The sequence below is a fragment of the Phytobacter ursingii genome, from assembly GCF_001022135.1.
Taxonomy (GTDB): Bacteria; Pseudomonadota; Gammaproteobacteria; order Enterobacterales; family Enterobacteriaceae; genus Phytobacter; species Phytobacter ursingii.
In genome coordinates, this window is the sequence record NZ_CP011602.1 from 881,084 (window position 1) to 902,995 (window position 21,912).

General features: G+C 52.4%; 22 protein-coding genes. 13 read left to right on the top strand and 9 right to left on the bottom strand.

Features of this window, described 5'->3' with window-relative positions:
• The first annotated feature begins 116 nt into the window (after nucleotides 1-116).
• From galS to mglC, 4 genes are all read left to right on the top strand, one after another.
• Nucleotides 117-1,142: an HTH-type transcriptional regulator GalS gene (galS, locus tag AB182_RS07485; protein ID WP_047369542.1), complete on the top strand. Its 1,026-nt coding sequence runs from the start codon at nucleotides 117-119 to the stop codon at nucleotides 1,140-1,142.
• A gap of 291 nt (nucleotides 1,143-1,433) precedes the next feature.
• Nucleotides 1,434-2,432 (top strand): galactose/glucose ABC transporter substrate-binding protein MglB, encoded by a 999-nt coding sequence (gene mglB, locus AB182_RS07490; protein ID WP_047369543.1) that lies wholly within the window; start codon nucleotides 1,434-1,436, stop codon nucleotides 2,430-2,432.
• Between the two features lie 84 nt (nucleotides 2,433-2,516).
• A complete protein-coding gene (gene mglA / locus AB182_RS07495) occupies nucleotides 2,517-4,037 on the top strand; it encodes a galactose/methyl galactoside ABC transporter ATP-binding protein MglA (RefSeq protein ID WP_047369544.1) in 1,521 nt (506 codons plus the stop codon).
• Between the two features lie 15 nt (nucleotides 4,038-4,052).
• Nucleotides 4,053-5,063, top strand: a complete 1,011-nt coding sequence (mglC, locus tag AB182_RS07500) for a galactose/methyl galactoside ABC transporter permease MglC (RefSeq protein WP_047369545.1) — start codon at nucleotides 4,053-4,055, stop codon at nucleotides 5,061-5,063.
• Nucleotides 5,064-5,144: 81 nt separating this feature from the next.
• Here mglC and AB182_RS07505 read toward each other — a convergent pair whose 3' ends face one another.
• Both AB182_RS07505 and AB182_RS07510 read right to left on the bottom strand, forming a co-directional pair.
• Nucleotides 5,145-6,950, bottom strand: coding sequence for a glycoside hydrolase family 15 protein (locus AB182_RS07505; RefSeq protein ID WP_047369546.1), 1,806 nt, complete (start codon nucleotides 6,948-6,950; stop codon nucleotides 5,145-5,147).
• A 342-nt stretch (nucleotides 6,951-7,292) separates the two neighbouring features.
• Complete coding sequence (locus tag AB182_RS07510; RefSeq protein ID WP_047369547.1) at nucleotides 7,293-8,177, bottom strand: SDR family oxidoreductase; 885 nt, start codon at nucleotides 8,175-8,177, stop codon at nucleotides 7,293-7,295.
• Nucleotides 8,178-8,597: 420 nt separating this feature from the next.
• On the opposite strand from AB182_RS07510, the gene AB182_RS07515 reads away from it, so the two are divergent.
• Together AB182_RS07515 and AB182_RS07520 are read left to right on the top strand one after the other, a co-directional pair.
• Nucleotides 8,598-8,825 (top strand): phage domain protein, encoded by a 228-nt coding sequence (locus tag AB182_RS07515; RefSeq protein ID WP_047369548.1) that lies wholly within the window; start codon nucleotides 8,598-8,600, stop codon nucleotides 8,823-8,825.
• Nucleotides 8,826-9,050: 225 nt separating this feature from the next.
• The gene (locus AB182_RS07520; protein WP_047369549.1) at nucleotides 9,051-9,476 is read left to right on the top strand and encodes a hypothetical protein; all 426 of its coding nucleotides are present in this window, start codon (nucleotides 9,051-9,053) and stop codon (nucleotides 9,474-9,476) included.
• 18 nt (nucleotides 9,477-9,494) lie between these two features.
• On the opposite strand, the gene sanA is transcribed toward AB182_RS07520, so the two are convergent.
• The 5 genes from sanA to AB182_RS07545 form a co-directional block, all read right to left on the bottom strand.
• The gene (gene sanA, locus AB182_RS07525; protein ID WP_047369550.1) at nucleotides 9,495-10,211 is read right to left on the bottom strand and encodes an outer membrane permeability protein SanA; all 717 of its coding nucleotides are present in this window, start codon (nucleotides 10,209-10,211) and stop codon (nucleotides 9,495-9,497) included.
• A gap of 126 nt (nucleotides 10,212-10,337) precedes the next feature.
• A complete protein-coding gene (cdd, locus tag AB182_RS07530) occupies nucleotides 10,338-11,222 on the bottom strand; it encodes a cytidine deaminase (RefSeq protein ID WP_047369551.1) in 885 nt (294 codons plus the stop codon).
• A 129-nt stretch (nucleotides 11,223-11,351) separates the two neighbouring features.
• On the bottom strand, nucleotides 11,352-12,047 hold the full coding sequence (locus tag AB182_RS07535; RefSeq protein WP_047369552.1) for a CidB/LrgB family autolysis modulator: 696 nt from the start codon (nucleotides 12,045-12,047) through the stop codon (nucleotides 11,352-11,354).
• Nucleotides 12,044-12,442, bottom strand: a complete 399-nt coding sequence (locus tag AB182_RS07540) for a CidA/LrgA family protein (RefSeq protein WP_047369553.1) — start codon at nucleotides 12,440-12,442, stop codon at nucleotides 12,044-12,046. Before AB182_RS07540 ends, AB182_RS07535 begins: the two co-directional genes overlap by 4 nt.
• A 137-nt stretch (nucleotides 12,443-12,579) precedes the next feature.
• Nucleotides 12,580-13,476, bottom strand: coding sequence for a LysR family transcriptional regulator (locus tag AB182_RS07545; RefSeq protein ID WP_047369554.1), 897 nt, complete (start codon nucleotides 13,474-13,476; stop codon nucleotides 12,580-12,582).
• A 95-nt stretch (nucleotides 13,477-13,571) separates the two neighbouring features.
• Here AB182_RS07545 and AB182_RS07550 point away from each other — a divergent pair, with 95 nt between their 5' ends.
• The 5 genes from AB182_RS07550 to AB182_RS07570 all read left to right on the top strand — a co-directional run bounded on the left by AB182_RS07550 (nucleotide 13,572) and on the right by AB182_RS07570 (nucleotide 19,529).
• The gene (locus AB182_RS07550; RefSeq protein WP_047369555.1) at nucleotides 13,572-14,114 is read left to right on the top strand and encodes a GNAT family N-acetyltransferase; all 543 of its coding nucleotides are present in this window, start codon (nucleotides 13,572-13,574) and stop codon (nucleotides 14,112-14,114) included.
• A gap of 79 nt (nucleotides 14,115-14,193) precedes the next feature.
• Entirely contained in the window at nucleotides 14,194-15,132 is a 939-nt protein-coding gene (dusC, locus tag AB182_RS07555) for a tRNA dihydrouridine(16) synthase DusC (RefSeq protein ID WP_047369556.1), read from the top strand.
• Between the two features lie 152 nt (nucleotides 15,133-15,284).
• Complete coding sequence (bglG, locus tag AB182_RS07560) at nucleotides 15,285-16,118, top strand: transcriptional antiterminator BglG (protein ID WP_047369557.1); 834 nt, start codon at nucleotides 15,285-15,287, stop codon at nucleotides 16,116-16,118.
• Between the two features lie 141 nt (nucleotides 16,119-16,259).
• Nucleotides 16,260-18,119, top strand: a complete 1,860-nt coding sequence (bglF, locus tag AB182_RS07565; RefSeq protein ID WP_047369558.1) for a PTS beta-glucoside transporter subunit IIABC — start codon at nucleotides 16,260-16,262, stop codon at nucleotides 18,117-18,119.
• Nucleotides 18,120-18,134: 15 nt separating this feature from the next.
• Nucleotides 18,135-19,529, top strand: a complete 1,395-nt coding sequence (locus tag AB182_RS07570; RefSeq protein ID WP_047369559.1) for a glycoside hydrolase family 1 protein — start codon at nucleotides 18,135-18,137, stop codon at nucleotides 19,527-19,529.
• Nucleotides 19,530-19,584: 55 nt separating this feature from the next.
• On the opposite strand, the gene AB182_RS33440 is transcribed toward AB182_RS07570, so the two are convergent.
• The gene (locus tag AB182_RS33440; RefSeq protein WP_090085588.1) at nucleotides 19,585-19,668 is read right to left on the bottom strand and encodes a small membrane protein YohP; all 84 of its coding nucleotides are present in this window, start codon (nucleotides 19,666-19,668) and stop codon (nucleotides 19,585-19,587) included.
• Between the two features lie 111 nt (nucleotides 19,669-19,779).
• Here AB182_RS33440 and AB182_RS07575 point away from each other — a divergent pair, with 111 nt between their 5' ends.
• Nucleotides 19,780-20,547 carry an SDR family oxidoreductase gene (locus AB182_RS07575; protein ID WP_047369560.1) on the top strand — a complete coding sequence of 256 codons (768 nt, stop codon included), beginning with the start codon at nucleotides 19,780-19,782 and terminating at the stop codon, nucleotides 20,545-20,547.
• Here AB182_RS07575 and AB182_RS07580 read toward each other — a convergent pair whose 3' ends face one another.
• Nucleotides 20,548-21,129, bottom strand: a complete 582-nt coding sequence (locus tag AB182_RS07580; RefSeq protein WP_047369561.1) for a DedA family protein — start codon at nucleotides 21,127-21,129, stop codon at nucleotides 20,548-20,550.
• A 179-nt stretch (nucleotides 21,130-21,308) separates the two neighbouring features.
• Between AB182_RS07580 and AB182_RS07585 the strand changes: the two genes are divergently transcribed.
• Nucleotides 21,309-21,896, top strand: coding sequence for a Yip1 family protein (locus AB182_RS07585; RefSeq protein WP_047369562.1), 588 nt, complete (start codon nucleotides 21,309-21,311; stop codon nucleotides 21,894-21,896).
• Nucleotides 21,897-21,912 lie beyond the last annotated feature (16 nt).

Genomic DNA, 21,912 nt, shown 5'->3' on the forward strand with positions numbered 1-21,912 from the left:
GTTTCCATTCGTGTGATGCCACTCACGCAGCAACCTCTCGCCGACTGAGAGAATAGCCTCCTTGCTAAACAGGGGGTATCTGTGAGCTGCCGTAATCAACATAAAGGTTGGTCCCTATGATCACCATTCGTGATGTGGCCCGTCAGGCGGGCGTTTCCGTCGCGACGGTTTCCCGTGTGCTCAATAACAGTGCGCTGGTCAGTCAGGAAACGCGGGAAGCCGTGATGAAGGCAGTTGCGCAACTGGGCTATCGCCCGAATGCCAACGCGCAGGCACTGGCCACGCAGGTCAGCGACACTATCGGCGTGGTCGTGATGGATGTCTCCGACGCCTTCTTTGGCGCGCTGGTGAAGGCGGTCGATACCGTGGCGCAACAGCACCAGAAATATGTGCTTATCGGCAATAGCTATCATGAAGCGGAAAAAGAGCGTCACGCCATTGAGGTGCTGATACGTCAACGATGTAACGCGCTGATTGTTCATTCAAAAGCGCTAAGCGATGAAGAGCTTGCCGGGTTTATGGAACAAATCCCTGGCATGGTATTGATCAATCGCGTCGTGCCCGGTTACGTCCACCGTTGTGTCTCGCTGGATAACATCAGCGGCGCGGTGATGGCCACCCGCATGTTGCTCAATCACGGGCATCACCGCATCGGCTATCTCGCCTCCAGCCATCAGATTGAAGACAACGACATGCGCCGCGAGGGCTGGGTTAAAGCGCTTGCAGAGCAGAGCATTGCCGCGCCGGATGCATGGGTCGGTATGGGCTCACCGGATATGCAGGGCGGGGAGGCCGCGATGGTCGAACTGTTGAGTCGCAACCAGCAGCTTACTGCGGTGTTTGCCTATAACGATAGCATGGCAGCCGGCGCGTTAACGGCGCTGAAAGATAATGGGATTGCGGTGCCACAGCATCTGTCTCTGATTGGTTTCGATGATATACCGATTGCCCGTTATACCGATCCGCAATTGACGACGGTGCGTTATCCCATTGCGTCAATGGCCCGTCTGGCCACCGAACTGGCGCTGATGGGGGCGGCGGGCAAGCTCGATCCTGAGGCAACGCACTGCTTTATGCCAACGCTGGTGCGCCGTCATTCCGTCGCTGCACGTCAATCTGTGGGAACGATCACTAACTTATGATGTTTGTTGATGTAACCGTTTTCAATCTGTGAGTAAATTCACAGTATCTTAACAAGCCGGTGACTATGATGTCAGCGTTTTAGAAGCTGAAACACGATGTAACGGTGATTATTCACTTTCACTGAGTCATTCAGCCTGAAGCATCGAAGAAAGCGCATTATTGGAGCGTTACCGAACACGGAAGAACGAATTTTTTGAGTGAACTTCGGCGAACAGTAACGTTTCATTAACTTGCTGTCCCGCCGATCATTATTCGCATGAACTACCCTGCATAAAAAAACCGGAGATACCATGAATAAGAAGGTGTTGACTCTGTCTGCTGTTATGGCAAGCATGCTTTTTGGCGCAGCCGCACATGCAGCTGATACCCGTATTGGTGTGACCATCTACAAATATGACGACAACTTCATGTCAGTTGTCCGTAAAGCCATCGAGAAAGACGCCAAAGAGGCTTCTGGCGTACAGCTGCTGATGAACGACTCCCAGAACGACCAGTCCAAACAGAACGACCAGATCGACGTTCTGCTGGCTAAAGGCGTTAAAGCACTGGCCATCAACCTGGTTGACCCGGCTGCTGCAGGCACCGTTATCGAAAAAGCACGTGGTCAGAACGTTCCGGTTGTGTTCTTCAACAAAGAGCCTTCTCGCAAAGCGCTGGATAGCTACGACAAAGCTTATTATGTGGGTACCGACTCCAAAGAATCCGGCATCATTCAGGGTGACCTGATTGCCAAACACTGGGCTGACAATAAAAACTGGGACCTCAACAAAGATGGTCAAATCCAGTACGTTCTGCTGAAAGGCGAACCAGGTCACCCGGATGCTGAAGCACGTACGACTTACGTTATCAAAGAGCTGAATGACAAAGGCATCAAAACTGAGCAACTGCAGTTAGATACCGCGATGTGGGATACCGCTCAGGCGAAAGACAAAATGGACGCATGGTTGTCCGGTCCGAACGCAAACAAAATTGAAGTCGTGATCGCGAACAACGATGCGATGGCAATGGGTGCGGTTGAAGCGCTGAAAGCGCACAACAAATCTTCCATTCCGGTCTTCGGCGTGGATGCACTGCCAGAAGCGCTGGCATTGGTTAAATCTGGCGCAATGGCCGGTACCGTGCTGAACGATGCGAACAACCAGGCGAAAGCGACCTTCGATCTGGCGAAAAACCTGGCAGACGGTAAAGGCGCTGCTGACGGCACCAACTGGAAAATCGAAAACAAAATTGTTCGTATTCCTTACGTTGGCGTAGATCAGGGCAATCTGTCTCAGTTCATCGGTAAATAATTCGTTTTAAGCATGTTCTCACCGGGCGCAACAATAATAGTTGCGCCCTTATAATACGATATGCCAGGCCAACAAGGTACAATTATGGTCAGCAATAATACTCAGTCGTCCGGTGAATTCTTGTTGGAAATGAGCAATATCAACAAGTCTTTTCCAGGGGTAAAGGCTCTCGATAATGTGAATTTAAAAGTGCGTCCGCACTCTATCCATGCATTAATGGGTGAAAATGGCGCCGGTAAATCGACATTATTAAAATGCCTTTTTGGGATATACCAGAAAGACTCCGGTAGTATTCTTTTTCAGGGAAAAGAAATCGATTTCCATTCTGCAAAAGAAGCGCTGGAAAATGGTATCTCAATGGTTCACCAGGAACTTAATCTGGTGTTGCAACGTTCTGTAATGGATAACATGTGGTTAGGTCGCTACCCAACCAAAGGCGTGTTTGTCGATCAGGACAAAATGTACCGTGATACAAAAGCCATCTTTGATGAGCTGGATATTGATATCGATCCGCGTGCGCGTGTAGGTACATTATCTGTTTCGCAAATGCAGATGATCGAAATTGCAAAAGCGTTCTCGTACGATGCCAAAATTGTCATCATGGACGAACCAACTTCTTCGCTGACCGAAAAAGAAGTTAATCATCTTTTCAAAATTATCCGTAAGCTGAAAGATCGCGGCTGCGGTATTGTTTATATCTCCCATAAGATGGAAGAGATCTTCCAGCTGTGTGATGAAATCACGATCCTGCGCGATGGTCAGTGGATTGCGACCCAGCCGCTCGAAGGGCTGGACATGGACAAGATCATTGCGATGATGGTAGGGCGCTCGCTCAACCAACGCTTCCCGGATCGCCAGAACACACCGGGGGAGACGATTCTTGAAGTGCGTAATCTGACGTCATTGCGCCAGCCGTCAATCCGCGATATCTCCTTTGACCTGCGCAAAGGTGAGATCCTGGGTATTGCCGGGCTGGTCGGGGCGAAACGCACCGATATCGTAGAAACATTATTTGGTATTCGTGAAAAAGCCACGGGTACGATTAAGCTACACGGCAAAAGTATTAATAACCACAATGCGAATGAAGCCATTAATAATGGTTTCGCACTGGTTACCGAAGAGCGTCGCTCTACCGGGATTTATGCTTACCTGGATATCGGATTTAACTCGCTTATTTCCAATATTCAGAATTATAAAAATAAAGTCGGTCTGCTGGATAATTCCCGTATGAAGAGCGATACCCAGTGGGTAATTGACTCTATGCGCGTGAAAACGCCTGGCCACCGTACCCAGATCGGATCGCTTTCTGGTGGGAACCAACAGAAAGTAATTATTGGTCGCTGGTTGTTAACGCAACCGGAAATCTTAATGCTTGACGAACCAACGCGTGGTATTGACGTTGGGGCGAAATTCGAGATCTATCAGCTGATTGCGGAGCTGGCGAAGAAAAATAAGGGGATTATTATTATTTCCTCTGAAATGCCTGAATTGTTGGGTATCACTGACCGTATTCTGGTTATGAGCAATGGTCTCGTTGCCGGAATTGTTGACACTAAAACGACAACGCAAAACGAAATACTCCGTCTTGCGTCTTTGCACCTTTAAGATCAGGGGCTCCTCATGAGTGCGTTAAATAAAAAAACTTTTCTCACTTATCTGAAAGACGGCGGTATTTACGTTGTTCTTTTAGTGTTACTGGCGATTATTATTTTCCAGGATCCTACGTTCTTAAGTCTGCTGAACTTAAGTAACATTCTGACCCAGTCCTCCGTGCGTATTATCATCGCGCTGGGCGTGGCAGGGCTTATCGTGACCCAGGGTACTGACCTGTCCGCAGGACGCCAGGTGGGGCTGGCGGCGGTAGTGGCGGCGACCTTGTTACAGTCGATGGAAAACGTCAACAAAGTGTTCCCGGAAATGCACACGATGCCGATCATTGCGGTCATCGGCATTGTCTGTGTGATCGGTGCGATCATCGGTCTGGTGAACGGCATCATCATCGCATACCTCAACGTGACGCCATTTATCACCACCCTGGGCACCATGATCATCGTGTACGGTATCAACTCCCTGTACTACGATTTCGTGGGCGCATCGCCGATTTCCGGTTTTGATAGCGGCTTCTCAACCTTCACGCAAGGCTTTATCGCGCTGGGTGCGTTCCGTCTGTCTTACATCACCTTCTATGCATTGATTGCTGTTGCTTTCGTATGGGTCCTGTGGAACAAAACCCGTTTCGGTAAAAACATTTTTGCTATCGGCGGTAACCCGGAAGCGGCAAAAGTGTCTGGTGTTAACGTGGCACTGAACCTGCTGATGATCTATGCCCTGTCCGGTGTGTTCTATGCGTTCGGTGGGATGCTGGAGGCGGGTCGTATCGGTTCTGCAACCAACAACCTTGGCTTTATGTACGAACTGGACGCCATCGCAGCATGCGTGGTGGGCGGCGTCTCCTTTAGCGGCGGCGTGGGTACGGTTCTGGGTGTGGTGACCGGTGTGATTATCTTCACCGTTATCAACTACGGTCTGACCTATATCGGTATCAACCCGTACTGGCAGTACATCATCAAGGGCGGCATCATCATCTTTGCGGTGGCGCTGGACTCCCTGAAATACGCCCGTAAGAAGTAACGCTGTCTGTCCCTCTCCCCACGGGGAGAGGATATGCCCGGATAAGGCGTTATCACGCCCTGTCCGGGAGTTTCCGACCCGCTATTTTGACAGCGCATCGGCGGCGCAAATCAGCGCCAGATGGCTCAACCCCTGCGGCACGTTGCCGCGCCACTCGCCACTGCGCACATCGAACATCTCATTAAACGTCTCCACGTTACCCTTATCGCACAGCGTCTTCAGGATAGTGTCCATATAGCGCCGCGCGCGGGCTTTATCTCCCATCTCCGCCAGCGCCTCCACCAGCCAGAATGAACAGGCGACAAAGGTGCTCTCCTCCTGCTCGACACCGCTGTAGCGATAGAGCATGGGTTCGCCATGCCCCAGTTCATCGACAAGGGCGTTGAGGGTGGAACGCATGCGCTGCACATTACAATGCTTACCATAATGCCAGGTAAGGCAGAGCGAGGCGTCGAGCCGATCACTGCCGGCATAAAAGGTGTATGACTGCTTTTTCTCTGACCAGCAATGTGCCTCAACCCACGCCTGGATGCGCGATTTTTCGCGATCCCAGCGGGCAACCCACGTGGCTTCCAGATGCCCCTCTCGCGCCAGATGTGCGGCAATATCCAGCGTAATCCAGCAGGTGATTTTAGAGTGGGTATAGTGCTGCAAGTCGTGCAATTCCCAGATGCCGGAATCCTCCTGTTTCCAGATATCGGCGCAGGTATTCGCCAGCGCGGCGAGCAGTCGGGCGGTGGTGAGATCCAGTACATGTCCGGCGCGGACAAACAGCAGGGCGGTAGCCAGCAAATCGCCATACATACTGAGTTGCTGCTGGTCGCGGGCGTTATTGCCTATACGCACCGGGTGTGAGTTTTTATAGCCGCTTAGCGGCGGGTAGCTTTCCGCCGGAACGATACCGCCATCAAGGGTATAGCAAACGCGCACTTTGCCGTCATGGCGCAGGATCGTGTTGGTAAGCCATGAGAAGGCCGCCTTGCACTCCTCCAGCGCGCCGATAACGGTAAAAGCGCGGATGATCATGCAGGCATCCCGCGTCCACGCATAGCGGTAGTCATAGTTTTTCTCGCCGCCGATGCCTTCCGGCAGCGATGTGGTGGGCGCTGCCGCCAGGGCGCCGGTCGGGGAATAGAGCAGAAACTTTAGCGCCAGCGCCGACCGCTTGACGTGCTCGGGAAACAGCCCCTGGTAGGTCAGGCTTTCGCACCATAGCTGCCAGACGTGGTCGGAGATATCAATATGACCGTCAATCTTTTCAAGAGACGGCACCGCAAGCGGCTCTTTATGACTGACCAGCAACGCCACCAGCGAACGTACGCCCTCGCGGGCGATAAGCGTTCCTTCAATCGCGTGGTCATCGAAATGGGTAAGGGAAACATCGTCAGAGGTCCGCAGCATCGCCATTAAATCACCAATGTGGATGACCTGGCCTTTGTCGGTGCTCTGAATCCAGGGAGAGCGGGTACAGGCTGCTGTTCCCGGCACAAAACTCACCCGCAGTTCGACTTCGCCAGTGAGGCCCTCTACGCGTCTAGCCAGTTCACACCACGGCAGGCGTCCGGCGTAATTGCTGTTGAGGGATTCGGTTAACATCACGCTACCCGATGCAGTCTGATAGCAGGTTTCCAGTATATTGCTGTTTTCCCGGTAGCGGCGTTCAACGCGATAGTCGCCGGTGGGTTCAATCTGGAAGAAACCGCCACTGGCGGCGTCAAGAATGCGATCGAACAGTGGCGGGGAGTCCATATTGGGGGCGCACCACCAGTCAATCGCGCCATCAGGGGCGATCAACGCCACCGAACGGCCATCGCCAATGGCAGCGTAATCACCCAGCCCCGCATAGCCATCATGACGCGGCGGATGAGTATACGACTCGTTCTTCATCTTTTCTCCTGGTCATAAGTATGGCGGCCATCTGCCGCCAAAAATAAGTGCCTGGATCAAGCGTAACCAGGATTGGCGATAGCGCAGGGAAATGACCTGTCTTTTCATTATGCTGACTGGAAGTTACTGATGATCTACTCCCGTTTACCGTTTGCGCTCACGGCGGCAGGTCTACGTTCGGATTGCAGATTGCGGGCAAAAGCGGAGCAGGGCGCAATGCCGGAAAAGATGAGAAATTTAAAGCAAAACCGAGGTGAGATTGAACGTGTACCAAGAAAATGATTAACCGGAAACCCACGGATAAGCACAACAGACATGGCAGGCCGAAGCCTGCCACAGGTATTACAGCGTACCGGTGCCGCCGTCAGAGCACCAGACCTGGCCAGAAGAGTATGAACTTTCATCTGAGGCAAACAGCACATATAGCGGGGCGATTTCCACGGGTTGACCGGGACGGCCAAGCGGTGCGGATGCGCCAAATTGTTTCACTTTTTCCTCAGGCTGACCGCCACTGGATTGCAGCACTGTCCAGTATGGCCCCGGCGCTACGGCGTTTACGCGAATCCCTTTTTCGCCAAGCTGCTGCGCCAGCGCTTTGGTAAAGGCGACACCGCAGGCTTTGGTTTGCGCGTAATCCAGCAGGATAGGGCTGGGCTGGTATGCCTGAACCGAGGTGGTATTGATAATGACCGCCCCCTCCTGCAAATGGGGGATGGCGGCTTTGGTTATCCAGAACGGCGCATAAACGTTTGTCTTAAAGGTGGCATCAAACGCTTCGGTGGTCAGATCCTCAATGGATTCGCAGTATTGTTGGCGTCCGGCATTATTAACCAGAATCTCCAGACCTCCCAGTTCCCGGACGGCGCTGGCGACGAGCTGCTGGCAAAACGCTTCGTCACGCACATCGCCCGGCAACGCGACTGCTTTTCGTCCTTCTGCGGCGATTAAGGCAATCACCGCTTCGGCATCGGCTTGTTCTTCAGGTAAATAATTAATGGCTACGTCTGCGCCCTCACGAGCGAAAGCGATGGCAACGGCTCGACCGATACCGGAATCACCGCCGGTAATTAACGCGCGCTTACCTGCCAGCCTTCCTGAACCGACATAACTTGTTTCCCCATGATCCGGAATAGGTTTCATTTCGGACGCTAATCCAGGCGGCTGTTGTGGCTGTGCCGGAAAAGGAGGGCGTGGGTAATGAAGATGTTTCTTATCCGCAGGTGACATAATTATTTTCCTCTTTTGTAAACCAGAATTTTAAGGTAGACCTTAATATTGATTCGCGCTATCTGAACAGAAATAACGAAACGTTTTTTTTAATTTTTATACAAACGAAGTACGCACATTTCCTTATTTTTCTGTAAAGGGATAACTAGCGAGGCGGTTATTTCTTTCAGGTATTTCGTCAAGGATATATTTTCCATTTGTCCTTTTTTTGAACATGAGAGTAACAAAGTGTTAACTGATAACCTCCTGTTGAATAACATATATTCAGAATTTACTTAGGCTGGTAATTAATAAACGTGAGGATATTGCAGATCGAATAATAAATTCACTTTTACGTTAAAAGTTCACCTATTCTCTATTGTTAATTTTTTCATTTCGGTGCTACGCTCTTTGAGTCACAACATTCACAAGGAGATTAGGATGAACAATGAATCAGCATTTCCTGCATTTCCCGTTAATGGATGGCAGGTGGGAACAGTGGAAGATTTGAATGGCGTGGTTATTCGTTTTGGTTACAGTACTTCCCCTCATGCACCGGGCGGTTCAACGTTCGAGTCGCAGTTTTTTAGTCTGACGCCGGAGAAGGTCAAAAGCCTCATTTATGATCTCCAGGTTAGTCTGCATAAGTATGAAGAAAAAGTTGCCTGACACCCCTCAGTTTATGAATAATTAACATTGCAGCAGCTGTGGTTCATTACAGTCTGCTGCTCATTATTTTAGGCATCTTACTCATTTATTTGTTAATTTCACTAAAAAATAGTTAAGTGCCGCTACGTTGTTGCTTAAGCCAATTCTTAATGTTGGCGTATTACCTGCTTCTTACGCTATATACTATAGTTGAGCAAGCCGTTGTAATGCTGAGCTGGAGCGCCTATGAATGTTGTGTATTTTAAAGTTGATTACCCGCCGCACGAAAGACAAACCTCAAATCACTACTATTTAAAATCCGTGCAATTACTGCGGGATAATGCTGTTGTTGCTGACCTTGGTGATCTGACAATAACCCATTTGCCCGCCTGGTTTTATACCGTTATCCCAACTGGCTTTAGTAAAATTGAATTTTCAATGAAGAATAGATCGCAGTTGCGGATTGAATGCCAGGCGGGTTACTTACGAACGGGTGAGTATATTGTCTCGACGCCGGGCGGCGAAGTCACATTGCCGTTTAATGCGCTGACCGGCCTCTGGACGCTAAATAAGCAAGAAGAAGAACATATCAACCATCAGGAATTTATGGCGCGCAAGTATTCGCTTATACGCCCCGCTAAAATACTTACGCGCGGTGTTTCAGTCTTCTGATACGAAGTAGTGAGATATCTAGTTATTTTTCTTTTCTAAATCAAGCAACTGCTCGACGGTCACCGCCGGGTAGCCCTGCGCATCGTCCGGGACTTCCTGCAATGAGGGAATAGGTTCCAGCGGGCCTAAGAAACGGGGTTCACGTTTGAACACATATAAATCAGCGAGCGTCCCCAGACGTGCACCAAATTCACGGACGCGTACGCTCCACATATTTTTCGGCGAAGGTACGGCATAGCATTGCGCCTGGATGCCCATATGCAGGGCAATAAAGAGCGCACGCTCGCAGTGGAAGCGTTGGGTGATAATAATAAAATCGTTGGTATCGAAAACCTTACGCGTACGAACGATAGAATCGAGTGTCCGAAATCCCGCATAGTCCAGTACGATATCCGAAGGGTCAACGCCTGCGGCAATGAGGTCTTTACGCATGGTGACGGGCTCATTATAGCTTTGCAGCGCATTATCGCCGCTTAACAGCAAGTAATTCACTTTGCCACTGTTGTAGGCATTCAGCGCGCCCTGAATACGATACCGGTAATACTGATTAATCACGCCAGTGCGGTAATATTTTGCCGTGCCCAGCACCACCCCCACCTGACGCCAGGGTAAATCCTGCAGGTCATCGTAGATATAGGGGGCCGTTTTCCAGCTCATCCAGCGGTCTAAGCCGAGCGCAGACAACAGCAGTAAGCCGATAAGGACCAACAGGCTGTATACAAAGCGCTTTAGCATGCGGACAAACTCGATACAGGGTTAAATTTCACTCAAGGCTACTTTACCCGTTCGGCAATCGCAAGAAACGGGCGTTCAATTGCGGGGTTTTTCATCACTGCGGGCAAAATGCCCGCAGTTAAGGGATCAGTCGAGCAAAATGCGCTCAACGTTCTGACAACCCAGAGCGCGCAACGTGGCGACAGTTGCGTCCCATTGGGTGAGAGGGGCATCGGCTCTTTCTGCGAGGACCGCCCGCTGCATATCCGGGTAGTCGTACCCGGCAAGGCTCATCAGATTCAATGCGCCCTGTAGCGGCGGCAATGTCGGGTTAAACGCGGCATTTTCGGCATAGCTGCCGCTGAAAATGCGCCCATTGCGACACTCGATAGCCACCCCTGACGGTGACTGTGTATACGGCGTATGGCTTTTGTTAGCGGCTGCGATGGCTGCCTGAGAGAGTGCATCTCCGCTCAGGGTGAACCCGTGGTCCTGGTCATCAAGTAGCAGGGTTTTGATCTCAAGATCTTTAGGGCCGAAGGCATCCGGCAAATAATCACCCAGGGTATGCGGCGTACGTCCCGGTAAGTTAATACGAAGCGTCAGGCCGCTGTTCAGTTCATTCATAAACTGGCGACAGTGACCACAGGGGGTGTAATTAACGGTAATGGAGGCCAGCGCTTTTTCGCCGCGCTGCCAGGCGTGGCTGATGGCGCTTTGCTCAGCATGGACGGTTTGCTGCATGGTGGCACCAAGAAATTCCATATTACTGCCAAAATACCATGTGCCGCTTACGCCGCGAGCAATCGCGCCGACATTAAAGTGCGAAAGCTCAGTACGCGCACAGGCTGCTGCTAACGGTAACAGAGCGAAAGCCAATGCGTCTTCGTCCATCCCCGTGGCGTTAAGCAGAGTCGATACCTGTTCTGCGCTTAACATCGCGGGAAAATCCGCGTCCGCCAGCAGCGGTGCCAGTGCGGCCTGTAAATTCTCCGCAAGGGTCGGAAACGCAGTGTGAAAACGTGAATGCATGGCGTTGCCTCATAACAATGTAATGGGATCGTAGTGTAAGGGCCGGTTTAGCCTTTATATGTGATCAACATCTCACTGTATATGCAACGTATGCAATTCAAATTAAAAATGCGCGACACATCGCAAATTTTAGCCCGCTATCGCGAGGATCAAGGGAAACAGGAATGGCGCAATCAGTGACGTAATAATCCCACAAATAACCAGTGCCAGTGAGCTGAACGCGCCTTCCTGATAATCCAGCTCTGCACAACGCGCGGTACCCAGGGCGTGAGATGCGGTGCCCATCGCCAGGCCGCGAGCTGATTTTGTGCGAATATGCATGGCATCCAGCAGCGTATGCCCGAAGACCGCGCCCAGTACGCCGACAAAAATCACGCAAACCGCGCTGATTGCCGGAATGCCGCCAATGCTGCCGCCCACCGCCATGGCAATCGGTGTGGTGACCGATTTCGGCAGAATAGAGGCGGCAATCTCAGGCGATGCGCCCATCAGCAGTGCAATACCGGCTCCGCTCGCCATCGCCACAATACTGCCGAAAAAGCAGATAGTAATGATGGACTTCCAGCGCGCGCGAATCTGATGTAATTGCTCATAAAGCGGAAATGCCAGGGCGACCACGGCGGGTTGCAATAAATCATTAAGGATTTTGCTGCCCTGGAAGTAGTGGTCATAGGGGATGCCGGTGACCAGCAGGAACGGGATAATGACCAGCATCGCAATCAGCAAGGGATTTAGCAGCGCCATCTTGAAACGCGCGGAGAGCTTACGTGCGGCAAAGAATACCGCCAGCGTTAACGGCAGCGACCACCAGATATACGCCATCATTCTTCACTTCCTTTCTCGCCAATGACCTTACGTTCGCCGTGGGCCAGATGAGTGGTCCAGCTCACCACGAGAAAAACAATCACCGTACTGACGGCACAGGAGACCACTATCGGGCCAAACTGCGCGCGCAGAATATCGTAATACTGCATAACGCCCACGCCAATCGGCACAAACAGGAGCGCCATGTAGCGGATCAGCACATAGCAGCCAGGATTAACCCATTTGGCGGGCAGGATTTGCAAAGCCAGCAGGACGAACATGATTAACATGCCGATGATGCTGCCGGGAATGGTAATAGGCAGCAGTGATGAGATATAAATTCCTGCGTATAAACATGCATATATCAGGACAAATGCGCGAAGGTACTGCCAGACAATGTTCAGTGATTTACTCATGGTGAATACCCTTGATGAAACGCATTCATCATACAATTAAAGCCGGAAATGTGCTACCGATCACATCATGAATTCTGAGCATACCAAACATTCCATTCCGGAACGTCAGGCATTACCACAAGATTGTCGTTCGCGGATTACACACTGTCTTTACTCTTTGCGGCGGGTATCGCCTGGATGCGGTGAATCACTTCGCGCATTGCGCGACCTACGACTTTATCCTGGCGCATAATCAGCCCAAGCGTGCGGTGCAGCGCAGGGACCAGCGGCTCAACGGTTAAGCCTGCGCAATCCTCAGCCTGAGTAACCGACATCCGCGGCACAATGCTGTAACCGAGCCCTGCGCGCACCATTCGTTTTATCGCCTCAATACTGCCGAGCTCCATCACGGGTGAAATATTCTTACCGGCACGCTGAAACCAGCCGTCAATAAGCTGGCGTGTGCTGCTCCCGGAAGCGAAAACGATCAGCGGCAGTTCTTCTGTCTCTAACCCAGACTCAGCGAGGGTCGGTTTTGCTGTGATGGTAACGAATTCATCGACCATGACTGGCGTGACGTCCAGGTTCCTGCTGATCGCGGGCAGGGTAACAAGGCCTATGTCGATACTGTTCTCCTCAACGCCCCGAACAATGTCCTGCGTATTGCCGGTTCTGACGCCCACCGACAGTTGGGGATAGTCTTTACGCAACTGTTGCAATAGGGCTGGCAATAAATGAATACATACCGTAGCACCTGTGCCAAGGGTAACCGTGCCGCTGATATCGAGCTTGTGCATGGCGACCGATTGCACGGCAGCACTGACGGCTTTTTCAATTTCTTCGCAGTGCGCCAGTAACGTTAACCCTGCCGGTGTCGGACGAACGCCGCGACCAGTACGTTCAATCAGGCGGGTTTGCAAAGCGGTCTCCAGTTGGCGCATCTGCAAACTGACCGCAGGCTGGGAGATTCCCAGCGCTTCGGCTGCAGCAGTAAAGCTGCCCCGGCCGATGACCAGCCTGTAGGTCGTCAATTGATCGAGACTGAGGTGTGCCATCCAAAGTTTTCCTTATACGGGTAATAAGCGCAGCGCTATGTCTGGACTTATGCGTTACGGCTAGCCTGTCAACATACCTGAGCAGGAGCCGGACAATGGAAATTATCGAAGCAGAAGAACAGCATATTAGCGCAATGCAGCAAATATACGCCTGGCACGTGGTGAATGGCAGCGCCTCATTTGAAACCACTGCGCCTGACAAAGACGAAATGCTGGCGCGTTTGAACAAGACTCGCAGCGCCGGGTTGCCGTGGTTTGTTATCCTCGATGAGGGGATGGTAAAAGGCTATTGCTACCTTTCACACTATCGCACGCGCTATGCCTATCGCTACACGCTGGAAGATTCTATCTATATCGATGAGCGATTTCGCCAGCGCGGTGCAGGCAAAGCGTTGCTGGCGAAAGCCATTGAATGGGCAGAAAACCACGGCTATCGCCAGCTCATTGCCGTCGTTGGCAACAGTGAAAATGTGGGGTCACTGCGTCTGCATCAGCGGGCGGGTTTTACCCGGACAGGCACGCTGAACAATGTCGGTTTCAAACATGGCCGCTGGCTGGATATCGTTATTATGCAGCGCCCCCTGGGCGAAGGGAGTTTGACCCTTCCGGCATCGGACGTCTACCCGCGTTCAGCCTGATGCAAGAGCGTTTTGAAACGCTCTTTCCTCCCTGAGTCAGAGGCGCTACTATGTCGCCTCATTTTTTCAGGGGCAATGTATGCGTGTATTACTGGCGCCGATGGAAGGTGTGCTCGATTCGCTGGTGCGCGAGCTGCTGACCGAGGTTAACGACTACGATCACTGTATCACCGAGTTTGTCCGCGTGGTTGACCAGCTGTTGCCGGCAAAATCGTTTTACCGCATCTGCCCTGAACTGCACCATCAAAGTCGCACCCCTTCCGGTACGCGGGTTCGCGTACAATTGCTGGGACAATACCCCGAGTGGCTGGCGGAAAACGCGGCTCGCGCGGTGCAACTCGGTTCATGGGGTGTCGATCTTAACTGTGGCTGTCCGTCGAAGCTGGTGAATGGCAGTGGTGGAGGAGCCACGCTGCTCAAAGATCCGGAGCTGATTTATCGCGGAGCGAAAGCCATGCGCGAGGCCGTGCCCACCCATCTGCCGGTCAGCGTAAAGGTGCGTCTCGGCTGGGATAGCGGAGCGCGGCGGTTTGAAATTGCCGATGCTGTTCAGCAGGCCGGTGCGTCTGAACTGGTGGTTCACGGGCGGACAAAAGAAGACGGCTATAAAGCCGAGCGGATTAACTGGCAGGCCATTGGTGAGATTCGCCAGCGACTTACCATTCCGGTTGTCGCGAACGGTGAGATTTGGGACTGGCAGAGCGCCCAGGATTGTATGGCGGCGACCGGTTGCGATGCGGTGATGATCGGTCGCGGCGCGCTGAACGTGCCCAACCTGAGCCGGGTAGTGAAACACAACGCGCCGCGTATGCCGTGGCCCGAGGTCGTTGCGCTGTTACAAAAGTACACGCGGCTGGAAAAGCAGGGTGATACCGGCATGTACCACGTGGCGCGCATCAAACAGTGGCTGGGCTATCTGCGCAAAGAGTATGTCGACGCGATTGCACTGTTTGAACAAATCCGCACCCTTAAGAGTTCGCCGGACATTGCGCGAGCGATTCAGGCGTTAAATACCTGAACTCTGCGATCATAGTCACGTTTTTGCATGGCTTCGATTGAGTGAACAGAGCAACCTGATAGAGTTTCCCACGGATTGTTACTGCATAAGCAGGCTAAACCTGATGTTCTGGCATTTGCCGGAAGTCAGGTTTTTTTGTTTCTGGGGTTCGGATGAAAATCGCCAAAATACTCAATAATAATGTGGTGGTCGTGCTGGATGAACAACAACGCGAGCAGGTCGTTATGGGCCGGGGGCTCGCGTTCCAGAAACGTACCGGCGATGAGCTGGATGACAGCAAAATCGAAAAGATTTTTGCCCTGCAGAGTGACGAACTGGTCAGACGCTTAAGCGAGCTACTCAATCAAATCCCGCTGGAGGTGATGACAGCCTGCGATCGGATTATCGATCTGGCGCGTAGTCGGCTGGGGAAGTTACAGGATAGCCTCTATATCACCCTGACAGACCACTGTTTTTTTGCCATTGAACGGTTGAAAACAGGCCAGGTGATTCGCAACGTTCTGCTGTGGGAAATCCGCCGTCTGTACCCGAAAGAGTTTCAGATTGGGCAAGAGGCGCGGGCGATCATCGCCAAACGGCTGGGGGTGGAATTACCGGAAGATGAAGCCGGGTTTATCGCGCTGCACCTGGTCACCGCCCAGCTTAACAGTGATATGCCGGATGTTATGCATATCACCAAAGTGATGCAGGAGATCCTGCATATCGTGAAGTACCAGTTGAAACTCGACTATAACGAAGAGTCCCTCAGCTATCATCGGTTCGTCACGCACCTGAAATTTTTCTCGCAGCGGATGTTAACGCGCACGGTGGTCGAAGATGATGATGTGTCGCTGCATCAGGCCGTTAAAGAGAACTACGCCAGCGCCTGGCGTTGTGCAGAAAAGGTGGCGCGCCATCTGGAACAAAACTATCAGCGGAATCTCACCACCGAAGAGATTATGTTCCTGGCGATTCATATTGAGCGTGTACGAAAAGACAAACGCTAAAAATAGCGTGAAGCATGAAGTGTAAAACAGGATTGTAACTGCATCTCGCAGGCAAAACCTGAGCCCGGCCCGCGAGGTGCTGGACTCGGGTTTTTTTTTATCTCAGTCATAGCCTTCGGGCATAAGAAGTAAGGAAAAAGCATGGAATATCAAGCGCTGGCGAAAGATATTCTCAGCCACGTCGGGGGCAAGGAGAACATTACCAGCCTGGTGCACTGCGCCACCCGGTTACGCTTTAAGCTCAAAGATAATAAGAAAGCCGACGCAGACGGGCTGAAAGCCAACCCTGGCATCATTATGGTGGTGGAAAGCGGTGGTCAGTTTCAGGTGGTGGTCGGTAATCACGTTCATGACGTCTGGCAGGCGGTGCGTGATGAAGCCGGGCTTACGGATGAAACGTCGGTTGCGGAGCCGGTTCAGGGAGAAAAAATCTCTCTTGTTGGGCGCATAATCGACATCGTTTCCGGTATTTTTACCCCTTTTATCGGCATCATGGCAGCCTCCGGGATCCTGAAAGGTCTGCTGGCGCTGGCTGTGGTTTGCGGCTGGCTGACAACCAACAGCGGAACTTATCAAATCTGGTTTGCCGCCAGCGACGCACTGTTCTTCTTCTTCCCCCTGATACTCGGTTACACCGCCGGGAAGAAATTTGGCGGTAATGCCTTTGTCACCCTCGCCATTGGCGGGGCGTTAACCCACCCGTTGATGATTAAAGCCTTTGAAGCAAGTCAGGCGCCCGGGGCGATAAGCGAAACCTTTCTCGGCATCCCGATTACCTTTATCAACTACAGTGGTTCAGTTATTCCGATCATTCTTGCCGCCTGGGTTAGCTGCTGGATAGAACGGCAATGCAATAAATACCTCCATTCGGCGGTGAAGAACTTCTTTGGTCCGCTGATCTGTATTGCGATTACGGTTCCGCTGACCTTCCTGGTGATTGGTCCGCTGGCGACCTTGCTGAGCCAGGGGCTGGCGTACGGCTATCGGGCCATTTACATCTTTGCGCCCTGGCTTGCTGGCGCAGCGTTGGGGGCGCTGTGGCAGGTATGTGTGATTTTCGGCCTGCACTGGGGGCTGGTACCGCTGATGATCAATAACCTGACCGTATTCGGCCAGGACACCATGCTGCCCATTTTGCTGCCAGCGGTGCTGGGCCAGGTAGGGGCGGTATTGGGGATTTTCCTGCGTACCCGCGACCCTCGTCAGAAAATACTGGCCGGTTCGGCGGCTACCGCCGGTATCTTCGGTATCACTGAACCCGCGGTCTATGGTTTGACGCTACCACTGCGCCGTCCGTTTATTTTCGGCTGTATTTCCGGCGCTATCGGCGGCGCGATTGTTGGCTTTAGCAACAGCCACGTTTACTCGTTTGGCTTTGCGAATGTCTTTACGCTGGCACAGATGATCCCGCCGGGCGGTGTGGACGCGACGCTGTGGGGGGGGATTCTGGGCACCGTAGTTTCCCTGTTGCTCGCGTGCATCCTGACCTTTGTGGCGGGGATGCCGAAAACGACCGTAGTGGCAAAACCGATTGCCGTTGTGCCGGGTGAAGACGACATCCTCTCTCCGATGACCGGCACCGTTCTGGCGCTCGGGCAGGTGCCGGATAGTACCTTTGCCGCCGGGCTGCTCGGTCAGGGGGCAGCGATTATTCCCTCGGACAATAAAGTGATTGCACCGTTTGCCGGTGAAGTGGCGTCGCTATTTCAGACCAAACACGCCATCGGTTTATTAAGCAACAGTGGTATTGAAGTGCTGATTCATGTGGGCATCGATACCGTCAGGCTGGAGGGCAAGCCCTTTACCGCGCATGTCAGCGTTGGCGATAAAGTACAGCCTGGCGATTTACTGCTGGAGTTCGATCGCGATGCGATCCTCTCAGCCGGATACGATCTGGCGACGCCCATCATTATCAGCAACAGTGACGACTATCGCGCTGTGACGACCGTGGCATCGACATCGGTGGAGTCCGGTATGCCGCTGCTGGCCGTCAATCGTTAATCAAAGGAGATATCAATGAATACATTCCCGAATGACTTCTTATGGGGCGGCGCTATCGCTGCAAACCAGGTGGAAGGCGCGTATCTGGAAGACGGCAAAGGCCTTTCCACCTCTGACGTACAACCAAAAGGCGTGTTCGGTGACGTGGTAGAACGAGTGGCAGGCGACAGCGGCCTGAAAGATGTTGCTATCGATTTTTATCACCGCTACCCGGAAGATATCGCCCTGTTTGCTGAAATGGGTTTTAGCTGCCTGCGTATCTCCATCGCCTGGACGCGTATTTTCCCTAACGGTGATGAAACCACGCCCAACGAAGCGGGTCTGGCATTTTACGACAAGCTGTTCGACGAAATGCTGAGCAAAGGCATGACACCGCTGGTGACGTTATCCCATTACGAAATGCCGTGGGGGCTGGTGAAAGGCTACGGTGGTTGGGGTAGCCGTCAGACTATTGCCTTCTTTGAGCGTTATGCCCGCACGGTGTTTGAACGTTATAAGCACAAGGTGAAACTGTGGCTGACTTTTAATGAGATCAACATGTCGCTGCATGCGCCGATGACCGGTGTTGGCCTGCCGGAAAAGAGCAGTAAAGCGGAGATCTTCCAGGCAATTCACCATCAACTGGTGGCGAGCGCGCTGGCGGTCAGCGCCTGTCACGACATTATTCCGGATGCCAAAATCGGCAATATGATCCTCGGCGGCCTGATGTATCCGCTAAGCTGCAAGCCGGAAGATGTGCTGGAAACACTGCAGCAAAACCGTACCTGGCAGTTCTTTGGCGATGTGCAGTGCCGTGGCGAATATCCGGGTTATATGCGGCGTTTCTTCCGTGATAACGGCATCAAGCTGGACATTACCGATGCGGATCGCGACGCGCTGCGCACCACCATCGACTTTATCTCGTTTAGCTACTATATGACCGGCTGCGTCACCACTGACGAAGAGCTGAACCAGAAAGCACGCGGCAACATTCTCAGCATGGTGCCAAACCCGCATCTCGCAAGCTCGGAGTGGGGCTGGCAGATTGATCCGGTTGGCCTGCGCACGCTGTTGAATGTCATGTGGGATCGCTGGCAGAAACCGCTATTTGTTGTGGAAAACGGGCTGGGCGCGAAAGACAAACTCCAGGCCGACGGCACTATCAATGACGATTACCGTATCAGCTATCTCAATGATCATCTGGTACAGGTTCGCGAAGCCATCGACGACGGCGTGGAGGTGATGGGGTATACCAGCTGGGGGCCTATCGATCTGGTGAGCGCGTCGAAAGCGGAGATTTCCAAACGCTACGGCTTTATCTACGTTGACCGCGATGACGAAGGCAAGGGTACGCTGGCTCGCAGCCGTAAAAAAAGTTTCTGGTGGTATAAAGAGGTGATCGGCAGTAACGGAGCATCGCTTAAGCGCTAAGCGGCGGTCGTCGCTCGAAATAACCCCTCACTTCCGCAGAGGTGAGGGGGAGTTTTTAGAAAATCATCTTAAACACGCCGGTGACCACCAACAGCCCAATCAAAAAGATAATCAAAATAACCCACAGCAATACCTTCAACATTTTTTCTCTCCCTTGATCGTGTAACTCACCGCAAAGTGTAGCAATCGTTCAGAAATATGCCTTTTCTCTATACTGAAGTTTTGGCTTCACGACCGGAGGGGAAAGACAATGCAGAAAGTCGCTATTGTGACCGCAGCGGATTCAGGTATCGGCAAAGCCTGCGCGCTAATGCTGGCCGAAAAAGGTTTTGATATCGGCATTACCTGGCACTCGGATGACAGCGGGGCGCGCGAGACTGCGCAACAGGTTGAAGCACGCGGCAGACAGGCCCGTATTATCCAGCTCGACTTAAGCCATCTGCCGGACGGCGCCAATGCCATCGAGACATTGATTAACGCGTTTGGTCGTGTCGATGCCCTGGTTAACAATGCCGGCGCAATGACCAAAGCACCGTTTTTGGATGTCACTCTGGAAGCGTGGCGGAAGATTTTTACCGTGGATGTCGAAGGGGCGCTGCTGTGTTCACAAATTGCCGCCCGGCATATGGTTAAGCAGGGGCAGGGGGGACGTATTGTGAATATCACCTCTGTGCATGAACACACCCCTCTACCCGAGGCCAGCGCCTACACGGCGGCGAAACATGCGCTGGGCGGATTAACCAAATCCATGGCGCTGGAGCTTGTAAGTGACAACATACTGGTTAATGCGGTCGCGCCCGGTGCGATTGCGACGCCAATGAATAATATGAGCGATGATGATGCCAAACCGGGCTCCATGCCCATCATCCCTTTGGCAAGACCCGGTAAAACGCAGGAGATCGCAAGTCTGGTGGCCTGGCTCTGTTCGGAGGATGCCAGTTATACCACCGGGCAGTCGTTCATTGTGGACGGGGGTTTTATGCTGGCGAATCCACAGTTTAACGCCAGCCATCATTAACTACTCTGACGGTGGGTTGCGGCGTTTTTTTTGCCGATGCCGCAGCCACCAGCGTACGGAAAAAACCACGACCACAGCCAGCACCAGCCAAATCAGCTTTTTGAGGTGATGGTCAAACTGATGCAGCCATGGCCCGATAACTTCCCCGCCCAGATAACCTAACGTCGTGAAAATTAATGCCCAGACGATGGCGCCAAAAATATTCAGGGGCAGGAAGATTTTCGGGGGCAGATGGCTGGCGCCGATGAGTAACGGCCCAATAATACGAAAGCCGTACATAAACCGCGTACCGATCACAAACAGCCACGGGCGACGGTTGATCATGCGTTGCGCCTGGTGAATTTTGTCCTGGTGGCGGGAAAAGCGTTGCAGAATTTTCATGCCATACCGCCGCCCCAGTAAATAGAGCAACTGGTCTCCCATCATCCCACCCAGCGCAACGGCCATAACCACCAGCGGAAACCTCAGCAGCCCCTGATGCGCGGCAACGCCACCGAGCAGAGTGATGGTTTCACCCTCAGCAATACTACCAACAACCAGCGCGGCATAGCCGTACTGGCTGATAAGATGATTCATATCCATAGGTCCAACAATTCTCCCGTTAAACCCCATAAGCATACACCCTATGAATTGATTGCGCCGATAACTACGGCTTCGCTGCACCGATTGTCGTGACGGATTTTTTGATCTGAACACAAAATAACCAGCAGAGTGACGTATACTTAGGGAGTCTGTATTCGGGCATTCAGCAAGGGGGCGTTATGAACCATGTCTGGGGACTTTTTTCCCATCCCGATCGTGAAATGCAGGTCATCAAGGGCGAAAACGAAACCGTTTCGCATCACTACACCCACCATGTACTGATCATGGCGGCCGTTCCCGTTATCTGTGCTTTTATTGGCACGACCCAAATAGGCTGGAATTTTGGTGAAGAGAGCGTGGTTCAGTTGAACTGGTTTACCGCGTTTTATCTGGCTGTGATCTTCTATGCCCTGATGCTGGCCGGTGTGGCGGTGATGGGCCGAGTCATTTGGTGGATGGCAAGGAATTACCCTCAGCGTCCTTCCCTGGCACGCTGTATGGTGTTTGCCGGTTATGTCGCAACGCCGTTATTTTTGAGCGGAATTGTGGCGCTCTATCCGCTGGTCTGGCTGTGTGCGCTGGTGGGTACCGTCGCGCTCTTCTATACCGGTTATCTGCTCTATGTCGGGATACCGACCTTCCTCAATATCAACAGAGAGGAAGGGTTAAGTTTTTCCAGCTCGACTCTGGCGATTGGCGTGCTGGTCCTTGAAGTGCTGCTGGCGCTCACGGTCATTCTTTGGGGTTACGGCTACCGTCTGTTCTAATCACATTGCGTTGCTG

What these genes read in the sequence shown, in the direction of transcription:
- AB182_RS07550 (WP_047369555.1), top strand. Translation starts at nt 13,572, where the DNA reads ATGGAAATTATCGAAGCAGAAGAACAGCATATTAGCGCAATGCAGCAA.
- AB182_RS07570 (WP_047369559.1), top strand. Translation starts at nt 18,135, where the DNA reads ATGAATACATTCCCGAATGACTTCTTATGGGGCGGCGCTATCGCTGCA.
- cdd (WP_047369551.1), bottom strand. Translation starts at nt 11,222, where the DNA reads ATGCATTCACGTTTTCACACTGCGTTTCCGACCCTTGCGGAGAATTTA.
- AB182_RS07505 (WP_047369546.1), bottom strand. Translation starts at nt 6,950, where the DNA reads ATGAAGAACGAGTCGTATACTCATCCGCCGCGTCATGATGGCTATGCG.
- AB182_RS07575 (WP_047369560.1), top strand. Translation starts at nt 19,780, where the DNA reads ATGCAGAAAGTCGCTATTGTGACCGCAGCGGATTCAGGTATCGGCAAA.
- galS (WP_047369542.1), top strand. Translation starts at nt 117, where the DNA reads ATGATCACCATTCGTGATGTGGCCCGTCAGGCGGGCGTTTCCGTCGCG.
- dusC (WP_047369556.1), top strand. Translation starts at nt 14,194, where the DNA reads ATGCGTGTATTACTGGCGCCGATGGAAGGTGTGCTCGATTCGCTGGTG.
- bglG (WP_047369557.1), top strand. Translation starts at nt 15,285, where the DNA reads ATGAAAATCGCCAAAATACTCAATAATAATGTGGTGGTCGTGCTGGAT.
- mglB (WP_047369543.1), top strand. Translation starts at nt 1,434, where the DNA reads ATGAATAAGAAGGTGTTGACTCTGTCTGCTGTTATGGCAAGCATGCTT.
- AB182_RS07535 (WP_047369552.1), bottom strand. Translation starts at nt 12,047, where the DNA reads ATGATGGCGTATATCTGGTGGTCGCTGCCGTTAACGCTGGCGGTATTC.
- mglC (WP_047369545.1), top strand. Translation starts at nt 4,053, where the DNA reads ATGAGTGCGTTAAATAAAAAAACTTTTCTCACTTATCTGAAAGACGGC.
- bglF (WP_047369558.1), top strand. Translation starts at nt 16,260, where the DNA reads ATGGAATATCAAGCGCTGGCGAAAGATATTCTCAGCCACGTCGGGGGC.
- AB182_RS07540 (WP_047369553.1), bottom strand. Translation starts at nt 12,442, where the DNA reads ATGAGTAAATCACTGAACATTGTCTGGCAGTACCTTCGCGCATTTGTC.
- AB182_RS07585 (WP_047369562.1), top strand. Translation starts at nt 21,309, where the DNA reads ATGAACCATGTCTGGGGACTTTTTTCCCATCCCGATCGTGAAATGCAG.
- sanA (WP_047369550.1), bottom strand. Translation starts at nt 10,211, where the DNA reads ATGCTAAAGCGCTTTGTATACAGCCTGTTGGTCCTTATCGGCTTACTG.
- mglA (WP_047369544.1), top strand. Translation starts at nt 2,517, where the DNA reads ATGGTCAGCAATAATACTCAGTCGTCCGGTGAATTCTTGTTGGAAATG.
- AB182_RS07580 (WP_047369561.1), bottom strand. Translation starts at nt 21,129, where the DNA reads ATGGATATGAATCATCTTATCAGCCAGTACGGCTATGCCGCGCTGGTT.
- AB182_RS07515 (WP_047369548.1), top strand. Translation starts at nt 8,598, where the DNA reads ATGAACAATGAATCAGCATTTCCTGCATTTCCCGTTAATGGATGGCAG.
- AB182_RS07545 (WP_047369554.1), bottom strand. Translation starts at nt 13,476, where the DNA reads ATGGCACACCTCAGTCTCGATCAATTGACGACCTACAGGCTGGTCATC.
- AB182_RS07510 (WP_047369547.1), bottom strand. Translation starts at nt 8,177, where the DNA reads ATGTCACCTGCGGATAAGAAACATCTTCATTACCCACGCCCTCCTTTT.
- AB182_RS07520 (WP_047369549.1), top strand. Translation starts at nt 9,051, where the DNA reads ATGAATGTTGTGTATTTTAAAGTTGATTACCCGCCGCACGAAAGACAA.